The 20042-nt window shown below is 70.8% G+C and carries 18 protein-coding genes and 2 tRNA genes; 8 read left to right on the plus strand and 12 right to left on the minus strand.

Features of this window, described 5'->3' with window-relative positions:
• Positions 1–175: 175 nt before the first annotated feature.
• Complete coding sequence (locus AC162C_RS09180; protein ID WP_484097291.1) at positions 176–640, minus strand: hypothetical protein; 465 nt, start codon at positions 638–640, stop codon at positions 176–178.
• Positions 641–1190: 550 nt separating this feature from the next.
• On the opposite strand from AC162C_RS09180, the gene AC162C_RS09185 reads away from it, so the two are divergent.
• Positions 1191–3671, plus strand: a complete 2481-nt coding sequence (locus AC162C_RS09185; RefSeq protein ID WP_484097292.1) for an ATP-binding protein — start codon at positions 1191–1193, stop codon at positions 3669–3671.
• A 331-nt stretch (positions 3672–4002) separates the two neighbouring features.
• The gene (locus AC162C_RS09190; RefSeq protein ID WP_484097293.1) at positions 4003–4242 is read left to right on the plus strand and encodes a hypothetical protein; all 240 of its coding nucleotides are present in this window, start codon (positions 4003–4005) and stop codon (positions 4240–4242) included.
• A gap of 371 nt (positions 4243–4613) precedes the next feature.
• On the opposite strand, the gene AC162C_RS09195 is transcribed toward AC162C_RS09190, so the two are convergent.
• Both AC162C_RS09195 and leuA read right to left on the minus strand, forming a co-directional pair.
• A tRNA-Gly gene (locus AC162C_RS09195) sits at positions 4614–4687 on the minus strand.
• Between the two features lie 43 nt (positions 4688–4730).
• Positions 4731–6428 carry a 2-isopropylmalate synthase gene (gene leuA / locus AC162C_RS09200; protein WP_484097294.1) on the minus strand — a complete coding sequence of 566 codons (1698 nt, stop codon included), beginning with the start codon at positions 6426–6428 and terminating at the stop codon, positions 4731–4733.
• Between the two features lie 189 nt (positions 6429–6617).
• Here leuA and AC162C_RS09205 point away from each other — a divergent pair, with 189 nt between their 5' ends.
• The 3 genes from AC162C_RS09205 to AC162C_RS09215 all read left to right on the plus strand — a co-directional run bounded on the left by AC162C_RS09205 (position 6618) and on the right by AC162C_RS09215 (position 8948).
• Positions 6618–7229, plus strand: a complete 612-nt coding sequence (locus AC162C_RS09205) for a DNA-3-methyladenine glycosylase family protein (RefSeq protein WP_462974421.1) — start codon at positions 6618–6620, stop codon at positions 7227–7229.
• Positions 7230–7280: 51 nt separating this feature from the next.
• Complete coding sequence (locus AC162C_RS09210; RefSeq protein WP_484097295.1) at positions 7281–8087, plus strand: class I SAM-dependent methyltransferase; 807 nt, start codon at positions 7281–7283, stop codon at positions 8085–8087.
• A 63-nt stretch (positions 8088–8150) separates the two neighbouring features.
• Positions 8151–8948, plus strand: a complete 798-nt coding sequence (locus AC162C_RS09215) for a class I SAM-dependent methyltransferase (RefSeq protein ID WP_484097296.1) — start codon at positions 8151–8153, stop codon at positions 8946–8948.
• A 50-nt stretch (positions 8949–8998) separates the two neighbouring features.
• Here AC162C_RS09215 and AC162C_RS09220 read toward each other — a convergent pair whose 3' ends face one another.
• Both AC162C_RS09220 and AC162C_RS09225 read right to left on the minus strand, forming a co-directional pair.
• Positions 8999–9394 (minus strand): ribonuclease HI family protein, encoded by a 396-nt coding sequence (locus AC162C_RS09220; RefSeq protein ID WP_462974418.1) that lies wholly within the window; start codon positions 9392–9394, stop codon positions 8999–9001.
• Positions 9391–9699: an NGG1p interacting factor NIF3 gene (locus AC162C_RS09225; protein WP_484097297.1), complete on the minus strand. Its 309-nt coding sequence runs from the start codon at positions 9697–9699 to the stop codon at positions 9391–9393. Before AC162C_RS09225 ends, AC162C_RS09220 begins: the two co-directional genes overlap by 4 nt.
• Before the next feature lie 178 nt (positions 9700–9877).
• On the opposite strand from AC162C_RS09225, the gene AC162C_RS09230 reads away from it, so the two are divergent.
• Together AC162C_RS09230 and AC162C_RS09235 are read left to right on the plus strand one after the other, a co-directional pair.
• A complete protein-coding gene (locus AC162C_RS09230) occupies positions 9878–10756 on the plus strand; it encodes a hypothetical protein (protein ID WP_484097298.1) in 879 nt (292 codons plus the stop codon).
• Positions 10757–10821: 65 nt separating this feature from the next.
• Positions 10822–11883: a hypothetical protein gene (locus AC162C_RS09235; RefSeq protein ID WP_484097299.1), complete on the plus strand. Its 1062-nt coding sequence runs from the start codon at positions 10822–10824 to the stop codon at positions 11881–11883.
• Positions 11884–11958: 75 nt separating this feature from the next.
• On the opposite strand, the gene amaB is transcribed toward AC162C_RS09235, so the two are convergent.
• The 6 genes from amaB to AC162C_RS09265 all read right to left on the minus strand — a co-directional run bounded on the left by amaB (position 11959) and on the right by AC162C_RS09265 (position 17649).
• On the minus strand, positions 11959–13479 hold the full coding sequence (amaB, locus tag AC162C_RS09240) for an L-piperidine-6-carboxylate dehydrogenase (RefSeq protein WP_484097300.1): 1521 nt from the start codon (positions 13477–13479) through the stop codon (positions 11959–11961).
• Positions 13480–13493: 14 nt separating this feature from the next.
• On the minus strand, positions 13494–14108 hold the full coding sequence (locus AC162C_RS09245) for a hypothetical protein (protein WP_484097301.1): 615 nt from the start codon (positions 14106–14108) through the stop codon (positions 13494–13496).
• 76 nt (positions 14109–14184) lie between these two features.
• A complete protein-coding gene (gene fusA / locus AC162C_RS09250) occupies positions 14185–16236 on the minus strand; it encodes an elongation factor G (RefSeq protein ID WP_484097302.1) in 2052 nt (683 codons plus the stop codon).
• Positions 16237–16413: 177 nt separating this feature from the next.
• Positions 16414–17229 (minus strand): RNA polymerase sigma factor WhiG, encoded by an 816-nt coding sequence (whiG, locus tag AC162C_RS09255; RefSeq protein ID WP_484097306.1) that lies wholly within the window; start codon positions 17227–17229, stop codon positions 16414–16416.
• 31 nt (positions 17230–17260) lie between these two features.
• Positions 17261–17425, minus strand: coding sequence for a hypothetical protein (locus AC162C_RS09260; protein WP_462974410.1), 165 nt, complete (start codon positions 17423–17425; stop codon positions 17261–17263).
• Positions 17425–17649, minus strand: a complete 225-nt coding sequence (locus AC162C_RS09265; protein ID WP_462974409.1) for a hypothetical protein — start codon at positions 17647–17649, stop codon at positions 17425–17427. Before AC162C_RS09265 ends, AC162C_RS09260 begins: the two co-directional genes overlap by 1 nt.
• A gap of 64 nt (positions 17650–17713) precedes the next feature.
• On the opposite strand from AC162C_RS09265, the gene AC162C_RS09270 reads away from it, so the two are divergent.
• Positions 17714–17786, plus strand: a tRNA-Trp gene (locus AC162C_RS09270).
• A 133-nt stretch (positions 17787–17919) separates the two neighbouring features.
• Here AC162C_RS09270 and AC162C_RS09275 read toward each other — a convergent pair.
• A partial coding sequence (locus AC162C_RS09275; RefSeq protein WP_484097303.1) for an ATP-binding protein occupies positions 17920–20042 on the minus strand: 2123 nt, incomplete at its 5' end.

Here is a 20042-nt window from a genome sequence, read left to right on the forward strand (position 1 = left end):
ACTCCGCGTTCGCGGGACCTGGCGCAACCGGGCACGCGATCGTGGCCGGGCGGCGAACGACAACCCGGCACGCGGCATGCTTGCCCTGGCGCACGACGAGCCGGCGCGACCCGGCCTCGGCTCTTCCCTCGGCCCGGCCGCGCCTGCTCGCTGTTGGACGTCTGCGCTCAGCGTGTCACAGCTCCGGGGTCGGAAGCTCGAGGTTGTAGATGAAGATGGCGTTGAGCTTGCCCTTCATCGTGTGGCCCATCGGCATCACCGTCACCGACCCGGTCACTCCCCGGTACGCCCCGGTTCCGCGCTTCACCTTGTACACGGCGCGATTGACCAGCTTCCAGTCGTGCGCCCGGGTCTGCGCGTAGATCGTGCCGGCCGGGAGCTTCGTGGTGACCTTCGCGACCACCATCGTCTTGTTCTGATAGTCGAACCGCCATGCGGCCCGACCGATCGCGGCTCCCGCGACCTTCCCGAGCTGCGCCCGGTTGTTCGTGAGCACGCCCGTATAGAGCTCCCAGTCGCCCTTCGAGACGGTCACCTCTCCGAGGTCCCAGTTCCTGAGCGCCATGAAGTAGCCGAACTCGGGATGCATCCCGCGCGGCGGCTTGTCCTTGAAGCGCCAGCCCGTCTCCGTCCAGGTCACGTGCACGTTGCTCGTTGCGGATGTCGCGCTCACAGCGGACGTCGCTGCCGCAACCAGCACCGATGTGGCCACCAGGACGGAGAACGCGGCAATCAGCAAACGTCTCACCTGATCTCACCACCTTCGTCCAGTCGGTGGCTCTCCCCGTGTGCCATCCACGGTAGGAGACGATCGGCTTCGTGTCATCAGCCCTTTCTGCGGGTCGTGCTCCGAAATTCCGAGCAAGGCGTGCATCAACTCGACGACCCATCCCGCCGCGGCGCCTCTCCACCCCCCCGGCTCAACCCGACGAGAGCCCGACCCCTCTCCGCCCGCCACGCCGGACGTCCCGCGGGCACGGAGAAACCCCGCCTGGGCGGGGCTTTCCTCGAAGCGGATGAAGGGACTCGAACCCTCGACCTCGTGCGCGGCAGCCCAGCACCGGCCGCACAGGCGGGGGCAGACGCAGCCGGTCCCCGCGCTGGAGGAGAGACCGGCGCCGTTGAACGCCGTCACCGAACACGCCTGGCTGGACTGGTCGCGGCGCTCGGAGCATGATCGGCTCAGCCCGATGCGCGTTGATCTTCCGTCCGGCACTGTCACGTTCCTCTTCACGGATGTCGAGGGCTCGACGAGGCTGCTCCACGAGCTGGGCGCCGAGGCGTACGGTGCGGCGCTCGCCGAGCACCGGCGGGTGGTCCGCGAGGCCTGCGCGGCCGAGGGCGGCGTCGAGGTGGACACGCAGGGGGACGCGTTCTTCTTCGCTTTCCCGACTGCACCGGGGGCGCTCACCGCCGCGGCGGCCCTGACGGAGGCGCTCGCCTCCGGGCCGATCAGGGTGCGCGTCGGTGTGCACACGGGGACGCCACTTCTCGGCGAGGAGGGCTACATCGGCCACGACGTCCACCGCGCCGCCCGGATCGCTGCGGCCGGCCATGGCGGCCAGGTGCTCGTATCCGCTTCGACCGCTTCCCTCGTCGAGACCGAGCTCACCGACCTCGGCGAGCACCGGCTCAAGGATCTCTCCGCCCCGGAGCGCATCCACCAACTTGGCGACGGCGAGTTCCCGGCGCTGAAGAGCCTCTACCGCACCAACTTGCCGATTCCCGCAACGGCGTTCCTGGGCAGGGAGCAGGAGCTGCAAGAGATCTTGGAGCTTCTCTCCACGGGCGACGGTCGACTCATCACCCTCACGGGGCCTGGCGGCACCGGCAAGACCCGCCTCGCCCTGCACGCAGCCGGGCTCGCAGCCGACGCCTATCCGGACGGCGTCTGGTGGGTCCCGCTGGCGCCGCTGCGCGACCCGGCGCTGGTGCTCGAGACGGCAGCTCAGGTGCTCGGATCGACGAACGGTGTCGCCGAGCACGTCGCCGACAGGTCGATGCTCTGCCTGTTCGACAACTTCGAGCAGGTCGTCGACGCGGCCCCAGACCTGGCTGCGCTCGTCGGGGCCTGCCCCAATCTGGACGTGCTCGTCACGAGCCGGGAGCGCCTGCGCGTCGCCGGGGAGCGGATCTACCCGGTGCCGCCCCTCGCCGAGGGAGACGGCGAGGCGTTGTTCCTGGCTCGGGCCCGCGCCATCGAACCGGGCTTCACTGCAAGCGAGGCGGTTCGAGAGCTCTGCCTCCGACTCGACGAGCTTCCGCTCGCGATCGAGCTGGCGGCCGCTCGTACCGCGCTCTTCGACCCCGACCAGCTGCTCGCACGACTCTCCCAGCGACTCGATCTGCTCAAGGGCGAGCGCGACGCCGACCCGCGCCAGCGCACCCTGCGCGCGACGATCGAATGGTCCTACGACCTCCTCGACGATTCCGAGCAGCGCCTCTTCGCTCGCCTATCGGCCTTCACGGGCGGCTGCACCTACGAGGCCGCCGAGCACGTGGCCGACGCCGAAGCCGACACCCTCCAGTCGCTCCTCGACAAGAGCCTCGCGCGCAAACGTGAAGCGAGCGCTGGGCCCCGCTACTGGATGCTCGAGACCATCCGCGAGTTCGCAGGCGAGCGTCTCGACGCCTCCGGCGAGGCCGACGAGCTGCGCCGGCGCCACGCCGCCTACTTCCTCGCACTCGCCGAGGAGGCCGAGCCGCAGGCGGAGGGGAACTCGGCCGTGCTCGCGCGGCTCGAGGACGAGCACGACAACGTCCGCGCCGCACTCGACCACGTCGAGTCCTCGGGCGAGACACAGCAGGCCCTCGCGCTCGCCGGCGCTCTGAGGGAGTTCTGGGAGTCGGGCCACATCAGCGAGGGCCGGCAGCGGCTGGAGCGCCTGCTCAGCCACGACGAGCATCCGACCGCCGCACGTGCCAAGGCGCTCGTCGCGGCAGGCCTGCTCGCACGCCACAGCGGCGACAGCTTGAGGCACAGGCGCCGAGCAGAAGAGGCACTCGCCCTCTATCGCGACTTCGGCGACGCACCTGGAATCGCCATCTCGACCCTCCTCCTCGGGCTTGCATTCGCCGACGAGGGCGACTACGCGCGTGCCGCACAGATCTTCGAGGAATGCATCGACCTCTTCGGCGACCTCGGCGACGACACGCGCGCGCTGTTCACGTCGCGCACCCTCGGATGGATGTACGAGGAGCTCGGCGACCTCGACCGCGCACGCCGGCTGCACGAGGGCAATCTCGAGCGTGCACGCGCGCTCGGCAACAAACAGATGGAGGGCCAGACGCTGGCCGCACTCGCCTTCCTGGCTCGCACGGACGGCCGGTTCGCGGACGCGATCACGATGCTCGAAGACGTCCTACGCATCGACCGCGCTCAGGGATCGCCTCTCCAAACGTCGTTCGACCTGTGCCGCTTCGCCCGCCCACTCGCTGACATCGGCGACGCCAGACGCGCCGGGGTGCTGCTCGGGGCGGCCGAGGCGATCCGCGAGGAGATCGGAGCGGCCTGGACGCCGTGGCTGGCTTTGGCAGTCGACGAGACGCGTGGACGCGCCGTCGCGCAACTCGGAGAGCCTCGGTTCACGGAAGCGTGGGAGCACGGCAAGACACTGACCGCCGACGAGGCCGTCGCATTCGCTCTCGGCGAGCTCGATCGAGATGAGTAGCAACCTCCCATCCGGCACGGTTCAGCGGTACGAGTGTGCTGAGATTCCACGTCGCGCGGAGCAGATCCTCGCTCCTCAAGCAGCGGTTCACAAAGTGCTGACCCAACTGCTGACCCGCGGCCCATTTCCGCGAATCCTGCCGCCATCCTGACAACACAAAACCCCCCGTTTCCGGGGGGTTTCGGTCAAGGAGCACAGCCTGCCAGCCGTTCACAACTAGTGGAGGCACGACACCTAGCTAGGGCATCCGGGGTAGCTCGGCGGATAGCTGGACGTGTCCTGCTCGACTCCGTCGGTGACGGCTACGCACTCGCCATCAGAGGCCGTCGCAGTGCTGTCCCTTAGTGCGAACGCCGAGCTTTCGTCTGTTGCGGTCGCTTGGCTGTCGAAATCGGCGGAGGCCAGGCTTCCGTTGCGAGCGACTGCGACGCTGCCCGAGGCCGCGAAGGCGGTGCTGTCGTTTAGTGCGAACGCTCTGCTGTCGGTGAGCGCGGTCGCGCTGCTCCCGTCGCCGATTGCGATGGCGACGCTGTCCTGGTTGGCAGTGCAGGTCGCCGAGCCGTTCTGCTGATCGACCTGCTGGAAACCTCTGCTGATAGACACACAGGTATCTCCCGCGGCCTGCCCGACTGCCACACCAACAGCGCCCGCCCCGATGATCGTGGCGATGACGGCCCCTAGGACGCTTCTCCAAGACACGATTCCCTCCCCTCTGAAGGAATTCTGGCCGACCCGTCAACAAGGCGGCCCGCTCGACTCGCCATTGTTGCAGCCGCAACCATTGTACTCATCGGTAGATGCCCGTAGTCATGCGTCACGAGTGCTCCCGGCGTGCTCGGTAGGGCGGCGAAACCTGACCAGAACCTGACCAGCGGCCTGCTAGTGCCACGACGGGCGTCTCGCAGGCAACGAAAAACCCCGCCGGAGCGGGGCTTTCCTCGAAGCGGATGAAGGGACTCGAACCCTCGACCTTCTGCATGGCAAGCAGACGCTCTAGCCAACTGAGCTACATCCGCCGGAGCACTCGAGTATAGCTGCGTCGGCCTTCACCGACGCCGGTCAGCCCGTCTCGAACGCGGCGGCCGCGGCCTCCTGGGCGGCGCGCAATGCGATCGCGCGATTGACGGCGTTGACGACGGCGCGGAGCGACGCGGTCACGATCGAGCCGTGGATACCGACGCCCCAGACGACGTCGTCGCCGACGTCCGCCTCGACGTACGCGGCCGCCGTCGCGTCCTCCCCCTTCGCCATCGCGTGCTCGTGGTAGTCGCGCACGTGCAGGTCGATCCCGAGCTCGGAGCCGAGGGCCGTGACGAGCGCCGCGATCGGGCCGTTGCCCTCGCCCTCGACGATCCGCTCCTCCCCGTTCACGAGCAGTCGCACGGCGATCTGGTCGGCGTCGCCCTCGCTCGAGTGCGTGTACGCGACGAGCTCGTAGGGCGACGTGTGGTCGAGGTAGTGCCCGCGGAAGGCGTCGAGCAGCTCGTCGGCGGTGAGCTCGCCGCCACGGGCATCGGTGATCGCCTGCACCTTCTGCGCGAAGTCGACCTGGAGGCCGCGGGGCAGCTCCAGGTGGTGCTCGGACTCCATCAGGTAGGCGACACCCCCCTTGCCCGACTGCGAGTTGACGCGGATGATCGCCTCGTAGGTGCGCCCGACGTCCATCGGGTCGATCGAGAGGTACGGCACGTCCCACACCTCCGACTCCGATCGCTCCTGCGCGACCATGCCCTTCTTGATCGCATCCTGGTGCGACCCGGAGAACGCCGTGTACACGAGCTCGCCCACGTACGGATGGCGCGGGTGCACGGGGAGCTCGTTGCACTCCTCGACGATCGCCTTCGCCTCGTCAATCGCCGACAGGTCGAGCCCCGGGTCGACACCCTGCGTCAGCAGGTTCAGCGCGAGCGTGATCAGGTCGACGTTGCCCGTGCGCTCGCCGTTGCCGAACAGCGTCCCCTCCACGCGCTCCGCGCCCGCCATCAGGCCCATCTCCGCCGTCGCGACCGCGGTGCCCCTGTCGTTGTGCGGGTGCACGGAGACGATCGCGCTGTCGCGCTTCGAGAAGTGCCGGCAGAACCACTCGATGCGGTCGGCGTACACGTTCGGGGGGAACTGCTCGACCGTCGTCGGCAGGTTGACGATCATCTTCTCGTCGGGCGTCGGCCCCCACTCCGCCGCCACCGCCTCGCACACTTCGAGCGCGTAGTCGAGCTCGGTGTGGTGGAAGCTCTCCGGCGAGTACTGGAACACGACCTCCTCGTCGGCCCGGGAGGCCAGCTCCCGGCAGAGCGCGGCGCCGTTGACGGCGAGGCCCTTCACGCCCTCCCGGTCCATCCGGAACACGACGCGGCGCTGCGTCACCGAGGTCGAGTTGTAGAGGTGGACGATCGCGCGGGGAACGCCCTCGATCGCCTCGAACGTGCGCTCGATCAGCTCCGGCCGCGCCTGCGTGAGCACCGCGATCGTCGTGCCCCCGGGGATCAGGCCCTCGTCGACGAGGACGCGCGCGAAGTCGAAGTCCGCCTTCGACGCGGACGGGAAGCCGACCTCGATCTCCTTCACCCCGAGCCGCACGAGCAGGTCGAAGAACCGCCGCTTGCGCTCGATGTCCATCGGGTTGACGAGCGCCTGGTTGCCGTCGCGGAGGTCGGTCGAGCACCAGACGGGAGCGCGCGAGAGCACGGTGTCGGGCCAGGTGCGGTCGGGCAGGTCGACGGTGTCGTACGGGCGGTAGCGGCGGTAGGGCATCGTCATCGGCGGGGTCTCCTCCAGGCGAACTCGGGACGTACTGGTCCCGGTGGACATGGACGGGTATGTCGAGCGCTCGCTTCCCCTAGAGGGGAAGGAGGAGGGCGAGCGCGCTCAGGCCCTGGCCGGCCGAGGACGGACGGTTGCGCTCGCAGTGCATCGCATCACGATAGCCGACCGGGGTAGCGTGCGCGAGTGCTCAGCCCGCGCTCGTTCCGTTCCGCCGTCGTGCGCCTCGCACGGGACGACGCCGACCTCGCCGCGATCGTGGAGCACCACGGGACGCCCGCCTTCTGGTCGCGTGACCCGGGCTTCGCGACACTCGTGCTGCTGATCCTCGAGCAGCAGGTCTCGCTCGCCTCCGCGCGCGCCGCGTACACGCGGCTCGAGCGCCGTGTGGGCACGGTCGAGCCCGTCGCGCTGCTCGCCTCGAGCGACGGCGAACTGCGGGCCGACGGCTTCAGCCGGCAGAAGGCACGCTACGTCCGCGCGCTGGCCGGCGCGCTCGTCGCCGGTGACCTCGATCTCGACGCGGTCGCCGCGCTCCCCGACGACGAGGCACGCCTCGCGCTCGTCGCGCTGCCCGGAATCGGCCCATGGACGGCCGAGGTGTACCTCCTCTCCGCTCTGCGCCGGCCCGACACGTGGCCCGTCGGCGACATCGCCCTCCAGGAGGGAGCGCGGCGCGCGCTCGGGCTCGAGGCGCGCCCGTCCGCGGCCGAGCTCGAGGAGATCGGTGAGCGCTGGAGGCCGCATCGCGCGACCGCCGCCCGCCTCCTCTGGCACCTCTACCTCTCGGAACGGTGACCGCGTGGGATCATGCGCTACGGTCGGCGGGATCCGAGACGAGGAGGGACGATGGCGTTCGAGGACTTGAAGCAGCAGCATGCGGCGATGTGGGGTGCCGGCCCGTTCGAGCGGGTCGCGCACACGCTGCACGACATGCACGAGCTGATGATCGACTCGGTCGAGGCGCGCCCTGACGACGTCTGGCTCGACATCGGCTGCGGCACCGGGGAGCTCGCGTTCCTCGCCACCCGCACGGGCGCGACGATCCACGGCACCGACATCTCGCTCGTGATGATCGAGACCGCGCGGCGCCAGGCCGAGGAGCGGGGTCACGACCTCGTCTTCGAGACCGCCGACTGCGAGGCGCTCCCCTACGACGACGCGACCTACGACGTGGTCACCTCCTCCGTCGGGGTGATCTTCGCCCCCGACCATCGGCAGGTCGCGTCGGAGCTGGCACGGGTGCTCAGGCCGGAGGGCAAGCTCGCCCTCACCGCGTGGACGACCGAGGGAACCGTCGGCGAGTTCTTCCAGCTGCTCGGGCGCTACTCGCCGCCGCCGGTCGCGGGCGCCGGTGTGTCGATCGACTGGGGCCAGGAGGCGTACTGCGAAGCGCTCCTCGGAGACGCCTTCGAGCTCACGTTCTCGCACCACGACGTGCCCTGGGTGGGCGAGTCCGCCGAGGATCTCTGGAACGAGATGGCCGAGGCCTTCGGGCCGATCGTGGTGCTCCTCCGCTCGCTCGACGACGAGCGGAAGGCGGCGCTCCGCGAGGAGATGATCGAGCTCTTCGGGCGACTGCAGACGGAGTCGGGGGTCGTGATGCCCCGCCCGTTCCTGCTCGTGCGCGGGACTCGGAAGGCCCCGCAGCCGTAGCGGAGCCTCGCTCGAGCCTCCGGGCCGGGGTAGGATCGTCGCTCCCGACAGGAGGAGAGATCCATGGCGTTCGAGGAGCTGAAGAAGCGGCACGCGCACGTGTGGGGAGCGGCGCCCTTCGAGAAGGTCGCCGGGACGATCCACGACATGCACGACGACCTCGTGGCCCACCTCGCGCCGCGACCCGGCGAGCAGTGGCTCGACCTCGCCTGCGGCACCGGCGAGGTCGCGTTCAGGGCCGTCCGGGCCGGCGCCGTCGTCAGCGCCTCCGATCTCGCGCCCGCGCTCGTCGACACGGCCCGGCAGCTCGCCGCCGACGAGGGGCTCGAGCTGACGCTCGAGGTCGCGGACTGCGAGGACCTCCCGTACGAGGACGCCAGCTTCGACGTGGTGTCGTCGTCCGTGGGGATCATCTTCGCGCCCGACCATCCGCAGGTCGCCTCCGAGCTCGGTCGCGTGTGCCGCCCGGGCGGGCGCATCGGCTTCACCGCTTGGCGGGGCGAGAGCGGCGTCGGCGACATCTTCCGCGCGATGTCGCCGTTCGCGCCGCCGCCGCCGGAGGGGGCCGGCTCTCCGTTCCAGTGGGGGGACGAGGCCTACGTCGAGCAGATGCTCGGCGACTGGTTCGACCTTCGCTTCGCCGAGGGGAACTCGCCGCACGTCGACGAGGACGCGCGCGAGATGTGGGAGCTGTTCCGGGACAACTACGGCCCGACCTTCACGCTGTGGAGCTCGCTCGACGAGGAGCGCCGTGCGGAGCTCGACACGGCGATGACCGAGATGTTCGAGCGGTCGCGGGTCGGCGACCGGATCGCCCAGGAGCGCCTCTACGTGATCGCGCTCGGCACGCGGAAAGCGTAGGCCCGCAGCAGGCACAGCGCCCCGCGAGCCGTGGCGCGACGATTCCGGGGCTATGCGTCGAGCGCCTCGTTGACGAGACGGTCGGCGAGCTCGTTGTGCTCGCGACGGACGTGCCGGTAGGTGACGGTGTCGAGGCGCCGTGCATGCCGCGACGCGTCGAGGAAGAGGCCTTGCAGCGCCCGGTTCTTGACCTTGTACTCGCCGCGCATCTGCTTCACGAGGAGCTCCGAGTCGGAGACGACCTCGAGCTCGTGCACACCGGCCTCCACGGCTCGTTCGAGCCCGGCGACGAGCGCACGGTACTCGGCGACGTTGTTCGTCGCGACCCCGATCGCCTCGCCGCGGGCGTCGAGCACCGTCCCGTCCTCGGCCTCGAGGACGAACGCGTAGGCGGCGGGACCGGGGTTCCCCCGCGCACCGCCGTCCGTGTAGAGCGTCGCCCTCACCCCTCGATCCTCGGATAGACGTCGTGTGCAGGCTCCTCGTAGGGGTGCGACCGGCGGAGGGCTGCGAGGACCTCGCCGAGCGCCTCCTCCGGGACGACCGTCTCGACACGCGCCTCGGTCACCTCCTCGTCGCGGCCGGCCTCCCCGATCGCCGGCGCCGTCGCGTCCGAGCCGTGGAAGGTCCCCGTCCCGACCGTGTGCCACGAGCACCGTGTGTACTCCCCGATCCGTCCCGCACCCGCCGCGAACACGGCGTCACGCGTCGCGTCGAGATGCGACAAGGGCACGAACCACACGAGCTTCACCGACGACATCGTCGGCCCAGCGTAGACGGATCTGCGCGATCCCGTCACCGGATCGAGCGCCGCCTCTCCTACAGCGCCGTCGTCGGAACTGCCAACTAGGCGCAGCGAGTCTGCTCGGAAATACCGAGGAAACGGCAGACACGAAATCCTATGCTCGGGGCGAGAAGGGGGTACAGCCATGAGACACGTGATTCGTGTCCTTCTGCTGGGCGCCCTCGTGGCGCTGGTCGCCCTTGCGACGACCAGCGGCGCCTGGGCGGATCAGAGCTACACGGACCCCAATGGTGACGGTGGTGTCGGGACGGACATCACGAGCGTGACCGTCCGGAACGACACGGCCGGAGGGATCTCGATCCAGGTGGGCTCGGCCAGCCCGATCGTCGCGAACCACGCGGTCGCGATCTTCATCGACGCCGACCGCAACCAGATGACGGGCGGCGACGGGGATGAGTACTGGATGTTCGGCGGGCCGCTCGTGGGCGCCGCGTTCTTCGCCTGGAACGGATCCGATTGGAGCTACGTCGACCCGCCGAGCTTCAGCGCGGGACCGGCTGCTCCGAACGTCTCCGAGTTCAGGTTCAACAAGACCGACATCGGGAACGTGACGGCGTTCAACTTCGTCGTGGTCGCGATCAGCATCGACGAGACGGAGATCAACTTCTGGGACGCCGCCCCGGACCGGGGGTACTGGTCGTACGACCTCACCACCGCCGAGTCGACTCCCCCACCGACGACGACAGCGCCTGCGGTCGTGAAGCCGGTGATCGGCAAGCCGGTGATCGCGCCGAAGAAGGCGACCGCCGGCAAGCCGCTGACGGTGACGTTCATGGTGCGCAGGAGTGACAACGGCAAGCCGCTGACGGGTGCGGCAATGGTGTGCAACCCCACCTTCAAGGGGAGGCAGCTCGCACACACGGAGTCGTTCGTGCGCGGCAAGGCGAAGGTGCGCTTCGTCGTCCCGAAGGCCGCCAAGGGCAAGGTCGTGAAGCTGAGCCTCAAGGTCACCACGTCCGACGGTCGCGCCGCCAAGCGCGTCGTGACCTTCAAGGTCCGCTAGCCGGAACGGGCGTGAGCGGGGTCCGACCCGCTCACGCCCGAAACCCCGGCTCGCGAGGAGGCGCGATGGGTCGAACATTCGCTGTTCGTGGCACGACGGCGCTGCTCGTTGCCGTGTGTGCCTTCGCGGCCGGCAGTGTGCTGAGCACGCTCGACCAGCCGGGTGCCGGCCACGTCGCCGACGGACAGGCGCAGTACATGAGCCGCCGAGCGACGCCCTTGGCCGCGAGAGGTGCCGCGTGGCACGGAGGCCCGGTGGTCGCGAGCGACGGCCACACCGTCACCGTCCTCGTCTCGGACGCCTACGGCCCCGATGCGAACACGCCCGAGCAGTGGGCGGAGACGATCTCGCGGCTCGTGCACGGCGCCGAGATCGCCAGCGTCGTCGTCCACGTGATGCCGCTCGCCGAGCTCCAGGGCATCTGCGGCGACGACGCCCTCGGCTGCTACGGCTTCGGCCGGATGTACGTCCCGGGGGACGTCGTCGACGGACTGGCCCCCGAGACCATCGCCACGCACGAGTACGGGCACCACGTCGCCCTCAACCGATTGAACCCGCCCTGGGCCGCGATCGACTGGGGCACGAAGCGCTGGGCGACGTACGCTGAGATCTGCCCCCGCGAACGGACGGGCCAGGTGTTTCCCGGCGACGAGACGTCGCGCTATGCGCTCAACCCCGGCGAAGGCTTCGGCGAGGCCTACCGGGCCTTGAACGAGGTGCGCCAGGGAGCCGCGTCGTTCCAGTGGATGCTCGTCGACCCGCTGTTCTTCCCCGACCAGGAGGCACTGTCGCTCGTGGAGCGAGACGTGCTCGACCCCTGGGTCGAGCCGACGCAGCGCACGCTCCGGGCACGGTTCCGCGAGGCCGCGGGGCGCGCGTGGTGGCGCGTGATCGACCTGCCGCTGGACGGGACGCTGGAGATCAGCGCCTCGATGCCGCTTGCGTCGGGGTACACGGTGACGCTGAGAACGGTCGACGGGTCCACCGTCCTCCACCGCACACGATGGACGTCCGGCGCACCGTCCCGGACGCTGTCGTACGTCGTGTGCGGGATGCGGGCCGTCCGGCTGCAGCTGTGGCGGACGGGTGGGCCCGGCGTCGTCACGATGCGACTGCTCGTCCCGTGACCGTGCCCCGAGCGGCCGGTGCCCGGGTCGAGACGCGCGGCGGGGCCGTGTACGGCCGCCCGCGCGCGACGCCGCTCAGGGGAGGTCGAAGACGATCCCCTGGGCGAGCGGGAGGTCGCTCGTGTAGTTGACGGTCGCGGTCTGACGGCGCATGTACGCCTTCCAGGCGTCGGACCCCGACTCGCGGCCGCCGCCGGTCTCCTTCTCGCCCCCGAAGGCGCCGCCGATCTCCGCGCCGCTCGGGCCGATGTTGACGTTCGCGATCCCGCAGTCCGACCCCGAGGCGGCGAGGAACCGCTCCGCCTCGAGCAGGTCGGTCGTGAAGATCGACGACGCGAGCCCCTGCGGCACGCCGTTCTGCAGCGCGATCGCCTCGTCGAGGTCGTCGTAGGTGAGGACGTAGAGGATCGGCGCGAAGGTCTCCTCCCGCACGATCTCGGCCTGGGTCGGCATGCGGACGAGCGCGGGGCTCGCGTACCACGCATCCGGCCAGCGGTCGGCGAGCATCCGCTCGCCACCCGCGACGACCTCGCCCCCGTCGGCCCGTGCCCGTGCGAGCGCAGACTCCATCCGCTCGAACGCCTCGCCCGTGATCAGCGGCCCGACGAGCGTCCCCGACTCACGGGGATCGCCGACGGGGATGCTGCGGTATGCGGTCGCGAGCCGCTCGACGAGCGCGTCCGCGATCGACTCGTGGACGACCAGGCGCCGCAGGCTCGTGCACCGCTGGCCGGCCGTGCCGACGGCGGCGAAGAGGACGCCGCGGACGACGAGGTCGAGATCGGCGCTCGGGGCGACGACCGCCGCGTTGTTGCCGCCGAGCTCGAGCAGCGAGCGACCGAGGCGTCCCGCGACCCGCGGTCCGATCGCCTTGCCCATCTGCGTCGAGCCCGTCGCGGAGACGAGCGGGATCCGCGGGTCGTCGGCGAGCTGTAGCGCCCGGTCGGCGCCGCCGACGACGAGCTCGAAGAGGCCGTCGGGCACATCGCCGAGCCGCTCGGCCGCACGACGGAGGAGCGCCGTGCAGGCGAGGGCCGTGAGCGGCGTCCGCTCCGACGGCTTCCACACGACGGGGTCACCGCACACCAGCGCGATCGCCGCGTTCCAGCTCCAGACGGCGACGGGGAAGTTGAACGCGGAGACCACGGCGACCGGCCCGAGCGGGTGCCAGGTCTCGGTGAGCCGGTGCCCGGGCCGCTCGGACGCGATCGAGCGGCCGTAGAGCTGGCGGGAGAGGCCGACGGCGAAGTCGCAGATGTCGATCATCTCCTGAACCTCGCCGAGGCCCTCCTGCGTGATCTTGCCCACCTCCAGCGTGACGAGCGCGCCGAGGGCGTCCTTCTCGCGGCGGAGCTCGTCGCCGAGCAGCCGCACGAGCTCGCCGCGCCGCGGCGCCGGAACGTCGCGCCAGACGGCGAACGCGTCGTGGGCGCGGGCGACCGCGGCGTCGGCAGCCGCGGCGTCGGTGCGGGCGACGCGGCCGATCTCCTCCCCCGTGATCGGCGTGCGCACGACGAGGTCGCCCTGCAGCGAGCCGGTGTCGACGCCGAGACGGTCGAGCAGGCCTGCTGCGGCCGAGACGTCGGTCGTGGTCACGTCGACCGTCGGGGCTAGACGCGCACGAGATCGGGGACGAGCCGGTCGCTCTCGTCGAGGCGGGCGTTCCACTGCGCGAACGGCGGCTCGATCTCGGCGGCGTCCTGGCCACGGTCCTCGAGGCGGACGGGCTGCGGCGCCTCCGGGGAGACGCGGTACTGGTACCACGTGATGTCCCAGGCGAACGTGATCACGGTCTCGCCGTTGACGCCGCTGAGCGGCACGATCGACACGTCCGGCTCGCCGAGGCTCCGGGCGACGCCGACGACCGTGCGCCGGAACGCGCTCTGGTTGAAGAGCTCGGCCGCCTCGACGAAGGTGATCTCCTGGTCGCTGAGTCGGCGCAGGATCGGCTCGGCCACGACGGGGTCGGGCTCGACCTCGCGCGCTCCGAGCAACGCCTGCCAGAGCGTCTTCTGGCGCCGACGGCGGGGCGCCGACTGGAGTGCCGGGGACATCGCGCCGCCCTCCCTGATCCAGCCGTGGTCGATCGCGGTCTCCTGGCAGAGGGTGCAGACGTCGACCTGCTCCCCGCCGCCCGGCGAGAACCGCACCGCCTGCTCGCCCTGCAGCAGCGTGCGCTCGCAGACCGCGCAGGTACGGACGACGGTGGCCTTGATCACGCGCATCGGCGACTGACTATATCCCGCCGCGGACGGTTTTCCACAGGTATCGCGCGGAGCGGACGCTCGGCGCCGGCCGAGACTAGGCGTTGGCGGCCTCGCGCTGCGCCTGCGTCTCCTCGATCACCTTCTGCGCGACGTGCTGCGGAACCTGCTCGTACCGGAGCAGGTGCATGCCGTAGTCGCCCCGGCCGCCGGTCATCGACGTCAGGGACTGCGCGTACGTGAGCAGCTCCGCCATCGGCACCTCGGCCTGGATCGTCGTCATCCCGCCCGCGGGCTCCATGCCGAGCAGGCGGCCGCGGCGGGAGTTGAGGTCTCCGTTGACGGCGCCGACGGCGTCGTCGGGAACGGTCACCTCGAGCTCCATGATCGGCTCGAGCAGCACCGGGTCGGCCTTCGCGTAGGCCTCCTTGAACGCCATCGAGCCGGCGATCTTGAAGGCCCTCTCCGACGAGTCGACGTTGTGGTACTGGCCGTCGACGAGCAGCACACGGACGCCCTGCACGGGGGCACCGGCGAGCTCGCCGTGCTGCATCGCCTCCTGGATGCCCTTGTCGACCGCCGGCCGGAAGCTCTGCGGGATCACGCCGCCCACGATCTTGTCGAGGAACTCGTAGCCCTCGTGCCCGTCGATCGGCTCGAGCACGATCTCGCAGTCACCGAACTGGCCGCGCCCACCCGTCTGCTTCTTGTACCGATGGCGCGCGCGCGACTCCTTTCGGATCGTCTCCAGGTACGGGACGCGCGGCGGGTGCAGCTCGACGTCGACCCCGAAGCGTCGCTTGGCCCGCTCGAGCGCGACCTCGACGTGCATCTGGCTCATGCCCGCGAGGATCTCCTCGCCCGTCTGCTGATCGCGCCGCAGCCGGAGCGTCGGGTCCTCCTCGGCGAGGCGCCGGATCGCGTTCGCGACCTTCTCCTCGTCGCCCTTCGTCTTGGGGGTGATCGCGAAGCTCATCACCGGCTCGGGGAACCCGAAGCCCGGCGCCGCGAGGGCGGCGTCCCGGTCTGCGAGCAGGTCGCCGGTCTGGACGTCCTTGAGCTTGGCGACCGCGCCGAGGTCGCCTTCCCCGAACTCCTTGACGGGCGTGTGCTCCTTCCCCTGCAGCTGGAGGAGGGAGCCCATCCGCTCCTTCCCCTTCTCGCGGAGGTCGAGCAGGGTCGTCTCCGAGGTCACGGACCCCGAGAGCACGCGGAAGACGTTGATCTTTCCGGCGAACGGGTCGGCCACGGTCTTGAACACGAAGGCCGCGGTGTCGACCCCGTCGACGTCGATCGGCGACCCGCGCTTCGCCGGCGAGGAGACGCCCTCGACGACGAGGTCGAGCAGCGCGTGGGTGCCCAGGTTCTTCGAGGCGATCGTGCACGCGACCGGGAACACCTCGCCGCGGGTCATCGCCGCCTTCAGCGCGGCCGCCACCTCGTGGGCGTCGAGCTCCTCGCCCTCGAGGTAGCGCTCCATCAACGCCTCGTCCGTCTCGACCACGGCGTCGAGCAGCTTCTCCCGGTACTCCTGCGCCACGTCGGCCATCTCGTCGGGGATCGAGACGGGATCGCCCTCCTTGCTGCCGTCCGGCGTCGTGTAGGCGCACATGTGCAGCACGTCGACGATGCCGGTGACGTCGTGCTCCGAGCCGATCGGCAGGTGCACGGGGACGCACGCGGCCGAGAGCTGCTCCTGGAGCTGCGCGAGTGTGCGGTAGAAGTCGGCGCGCTCGCGGTCGAGCATGTTGACGACGACGAGCCGCGCGAGACCGAGCTCGTCCGCGGCCTTCCACACCCGGGTCGTCCCGACCTCGACGCCCATCACGGCGGACACGACGACGACCGCCCCCTCGACGACGGGGAGCGCGCACCGCCACTCACCCTGGAACGAGGGGTCGCCGGGGCAGTCGACGAGGTTGACCTTCCGCCCCTGCCAGTCCGTGTGCGCGAGGGAGAGGGAGATCGACAGCCTCCGGTTCTGCTCGTCCTCGTCCCAGTCCGTGACGGTGGTGCCTGCCTCGATCGTGCCGAGCCGGTTCACCGCCCCCGTCTGGTACAGGAGCGCCTCGACCAGGGACGTCTTTCCCGTCCCGCGGTGGCCGACGACGGCGACGTTGCGGATCTTCCCGGGCTCGATCACAGCCATGTGCAGGCGTTCCTCCTCGAAGTCGCGTGTGGGACGAATCCTAGTTGGGGCAGGATTCGCAATGCCCGCGGTACCGCCCCGCGCCCGTGACCACCGGTGCCGAGGCGCGAGTGTCGGAGGCGCACGTCACGGCCGCCCGACGGGAGACGGGCCCCGGTGACCGCTTCGGCGACGCCGCTAGCTCTCTGCCGCGTCCCGCGGGCCGCCGGAGAGGCGGGCCTTGAGCCGGAGCACGGCCTTGGTGTGGAGCTGCGAGACCCGGGACTCCGTGACACCGAGCACCTCGCCGATCTCGCGCAGCGTCAGCTCCTCGTAGTAGTAGAGCGTGACCACGAGCTTCTCACGCTCGGGGAGGTGGGCGATCGCCTCGCCGAGCGCCTCCTTGAGCTCGGTCTCCTCGAGCGAGAGCCCGGGGTCCGGGCCCGTCGTGTCCTCGATCGTGTCGATCAGCGAGATCTGGTCTCCGCCGCCCTGTGGCGTCCACAGCTCGTCGAGCGCCGCCATCGAGGAGCGCGAGATCTCCGCGAGCGACGTCTCGAGCTCGGACGTGTCGAGGCCGAGCTTGGCGGCGATCTCCTCGTCCGTCGGCGCCCGCATCAGCTGCCGCTCGAGCTCTGCGATCGCACGCTCGATCTCGCGGGCGCGCGTCCGCACCGAGCGGGGCACCCAGTCGAGCGAGCGGAGCTCGTCGATGATCGCGCCCTTGATCCGCGCGATCGCGTAGGTCTCGAACTTGATCTCACGGTCGGGGTCGAAGCGCTCGATCGCGCCGATCAGCCCGAGCAACCCGTACGAGACGAGGTCCTGGTCGTCGACGTGTGCGGGGAGGCTCGCGCCGAGACGGCCGGCGACGAACTTGACGAGCGGCGCGTACGTGAGGATCAACCGGTCACGAATGACCGGGTCCTCGGTTCGCCTGTACTCCTGCCAGAGGGCAAGCGTGTCCGACGCCACGTTCGAACTGGCCACGGGGAGAGAATACGCCGCCCGCAGCCGGGTTCCCCCCCGAACGGGGGACACGGCCTCAGCGGAGCGCCCGGCGCCCCAGGTCGCCCAGCCAGAGCGCGAGGCCGGCGGCGGCGGCGGCCACGATCCATGCACGCCCGCCCTCGAGCGCCGAGAGGACGGCGACGACGCCGAGGCCGACCGCGAGGGCGAGGAAGAGCGCGCCCAGGGCCCGGCGCTGCACTACGCGGAGGGGCGCAGCCGACGCCTGACGAGGACGAGCACGCCGACGGCGAGCGCGGCGTACATTGCGCTCGCGCCGAGGGCGGCCCGTCCGAGCACCGCGTTCAGCCCGAGCGGGTCGTCGGCCGCCGTCGCCAGCAGGTACGCGCCCCAGACGCCGACGATCCCCGCGAAGCCGGCAGACGCGAGGCCGAGGACGGCGAGGATCCGCGTTGCGAGGCTCATCCGCGGATCCTGACACGCCGTCGCGATCGGCGAGAGGCCATCGCTACACTCGGTGCCGCGACCCAGGGGCGTAGCTCAATTGGCAGAGCACCGGTCTCCAAAACCGGGGGTTGCAGGTTCGAGTCCTGCCGCCCCTGCTGGGCTCACCCGGTCACCGGACGGCTCGAAGCGTCGACCGCTCACCGCGTCGGGCCGCCGACGACCTGGGTCTTCGCCGGCACCGCCTCGACGGGAACGTCAGTGATCGTCGCCGATGGGGATGAGTGCGACTCAGGGGGCGACGGCGGCCTCGAGCTCGTCGAGCCGCGCACGGATCCGCCGCACGGCCGGTGTGATGCCCTTGCGCTCGTACAGGGCGAGCGCCTCCCGGAGGGCTGCGGCCTCGTCCGACGGCCGGTCGGCACGGCGCATGACCTCGGCGAGCGCGACGAGCGCCTGCGCGCGTCCCTCGAGGTAGTGGGCATCCTCGTCCGTCGCCTCCGCCACCGCCCGCTGCGCCAGGTCGAGCGCCGCGTCGATCTCCCCACGCGCTGCGAGGACGCGTGCGCGGGCGCTCGACGCGAGGAACGGCATCGATACGTGCCCGCTGCCGTCGTCGAGCGCAGCGGCCGCCTCGTCGTACCGTCCATCGGAGCAGAGCGTGTGCGCCAGGAACGACCGGACCTCGTTGCCGAAGGCATGGTTGCCCATCTCCTCGAACTCCTCGATGCTCTGTCGGAAGGCCATCTCCGCGCGATCGAAGCCGCCGGTCGTGAGCTCGCTCCTGCCCCAGCACTGCCAGTTGACGGCCTCTCGATGTCGCATGCCGAGCTCGCGGTAGAGCGTGTCCGCGCGCAGGTAGAGCTCCCGTCCTTCGACGAGGTCGCCGCCGCGCACCGTCAGCGCGGCCAGGATCTCGAGCGTCCCCACCTCCGCCAGCGGCCCGTTGGCCTCTGCGAGCAGCTCCGTGCAGAGCTCGGTCACCTCCGCGACGGGCCGCTCACCGTAGAGCGCCGCCCCCAGCCTCAGGAACAGCGCGTCCTCCTCCTCGCGCGGAAGGCGCGCGCGTCGTGCGTAGGCGAAGGCGGTCGTCGCGGCCGCTTCCTGGACGGCGCTGCCAAAGGGGGCGGCCAATGCGAACAGGAGCCAGGCTCTCGCGACGCCGGCGTCGTCGCCGAGCTCCTCGAGCACGGGAATCGCGCGCTCTGCCTCGGCGCTCACCTCGTCGTCCGTTGCGCTGCCGGTGAGCGTGCGCGCAAAGAGGCGCTCGAGGGCGGCTCTCGTCGCCAGGCGGCGGTCGCCGACCTCGCCGGCCCGCTCGATCGCCTCGGAGAGCGCCCGGTCGGCCCCTTCCAGGTCGCCCGCCTCGATCCGGGCGACGCTCAGCTGGAAGCCGACGGCGGGCGGGACATCGTCCGGTGTCGGAGCGAGCGCGACCGACCGATCCAGCAGATTGACGGCCGCGGGCACGTCTCCCCGGGCGAGGGCCCGCTCGCCCGCGGAGGCGAGGAACTGGGCGGCACGGCTTGCGAGCGCCGCGTCGGGGCGACCGAGCTCGACGCGGAGCCGATGCGCCCGCTCGAGGTGGTACCCGAGGAGCTCCTCGTAGTGGAGCGCGTGCTCTCGCGCCCGAGCCTCGAGCCAGCCTGCGTAGCGCTCGTGGCCCTCCGCGCGGAGCTCCTTCGACGCCGCCTCGTAGGCGGCGTCGTGGATCAGCGAGTGCCCGAAGCGGAAGCCGTCGTCGCCTGCGAACTGGGAGCGGTCGGCGCGGATCAGCTCCTGGCGGACGAGGGAGATGAGGCGCGCCCCGAGCATCGGGCGGGCCCGCTCGGGCAGGAGCTCGGCGACGGCTCCGCGATGGAACGTCTTGCCCTCCACCGCGGCCCGCACGAGCACGGCGCGCTCGTCCGCATCCAGCTGGTCGATGCGGGCGGCGAGGAGCGCCTGCACCGTCGGCGGGATCGCCCCGCGCCCGTTTCCGCCGCCGGGGCGATGGGCGAGGAGCTGCTCGAGGAAGAGCGGGTTCCCCTCGGCCGTCTCGACGATCCGTGAGCGCTCCGCCTCCGGGATCCCGCGGGCCGTCGCGAGCGTCTCGACGAGCGTCGCCGACTCCTCCTCGCCCAGGGGCTCGAGCGTGATCAGCGTCGTGCCCCTCCTCGGCGCCGCCCACGAGGGGCGCCCTTCGAACAGCTCGGGCCGGGTCAGGCCGAGAAGCAGGATCGGCTGGTCGGCCGCGAACGTGAGCAGGTACTCGAGGAGGTCGAGCAGGGTGGGCTCCGCCCACTGGAGCTCGTCGACGACCGCGATCAGCGGCCGCTCACGGGCGAGCGCCTCGAACAGGCGTCGGAACGCCCAGAACGTCTCCTCGGGAGCACCCGACGGCTCGGCAGTGCCGACGGCGCCGAAGATGCGCT

It is taken from the genome of Gaiella sp., from assembly GCF_057140465.1.

Coding starts and splice junctions, on each gene's coding strand:
- AC162C_RS09185 (WP_484097292.1), top strand. CDS start 1,191: ATGCGCGTTGATCTTCCGTCCGGCACTGTCACGTTCCTCTTCACGGAT.
- fusA (WP_484097302.1), bottom strand. CDS start 16,236: ATGGCTGTGATCGAGCCCGGGAAGATCCGCAACGTCGCCGTCGTCGGC.
- AC162C_RS09210 (WP_484097295.1), top strand. CDS start 7,281: ATGGCGTTCGAGGACTTGAAGCAGCAGCATGCGGCGATGTGGGGTGCC.
- AC162C_RS09245 (WP_484097301.1), bottom strand. CDS start 14,108: ATGCGCGTGATCAAGGCCACCGTCGTCCGTACCTGCGCGGTCTGCGAG.
- leuA (WP_484097294.1), bottom strand. CDS start 6,428: ATGACGATGCCCTACCGCCGCTACCGCCCGTACGACACCGTCGACCTG.
- AC162C_RS09215 (WP_484097296.1), top strand. CDS start 8,151: ATGGCGTTCGAGGAGCTGAAGAAGCGGCACGCGCACGTGTGGGGAGCG.
- AC162C_RS09230 (WP_484097298.1), top strand. CDS start 9,878: ATGAGACACGTGATTCGTGTCCTTCTGCTGGGCGCCCTCGTGGCGCTG.
- AC162C_RS09265 (WP_462974409.1), bottom strand. CDS start 17,649: ATGAGCCTCGCAACGCGGATCCTCGCCGTCCTCGGCCTCGCGTCTGCC.
- AC162C_RS09235 (WP_484097299.1), top strand. CDS start 10,822: ATGGGTCGAACATTCGCTGTTCGTGGCACGACGGCGCTGCTCGTTGCC.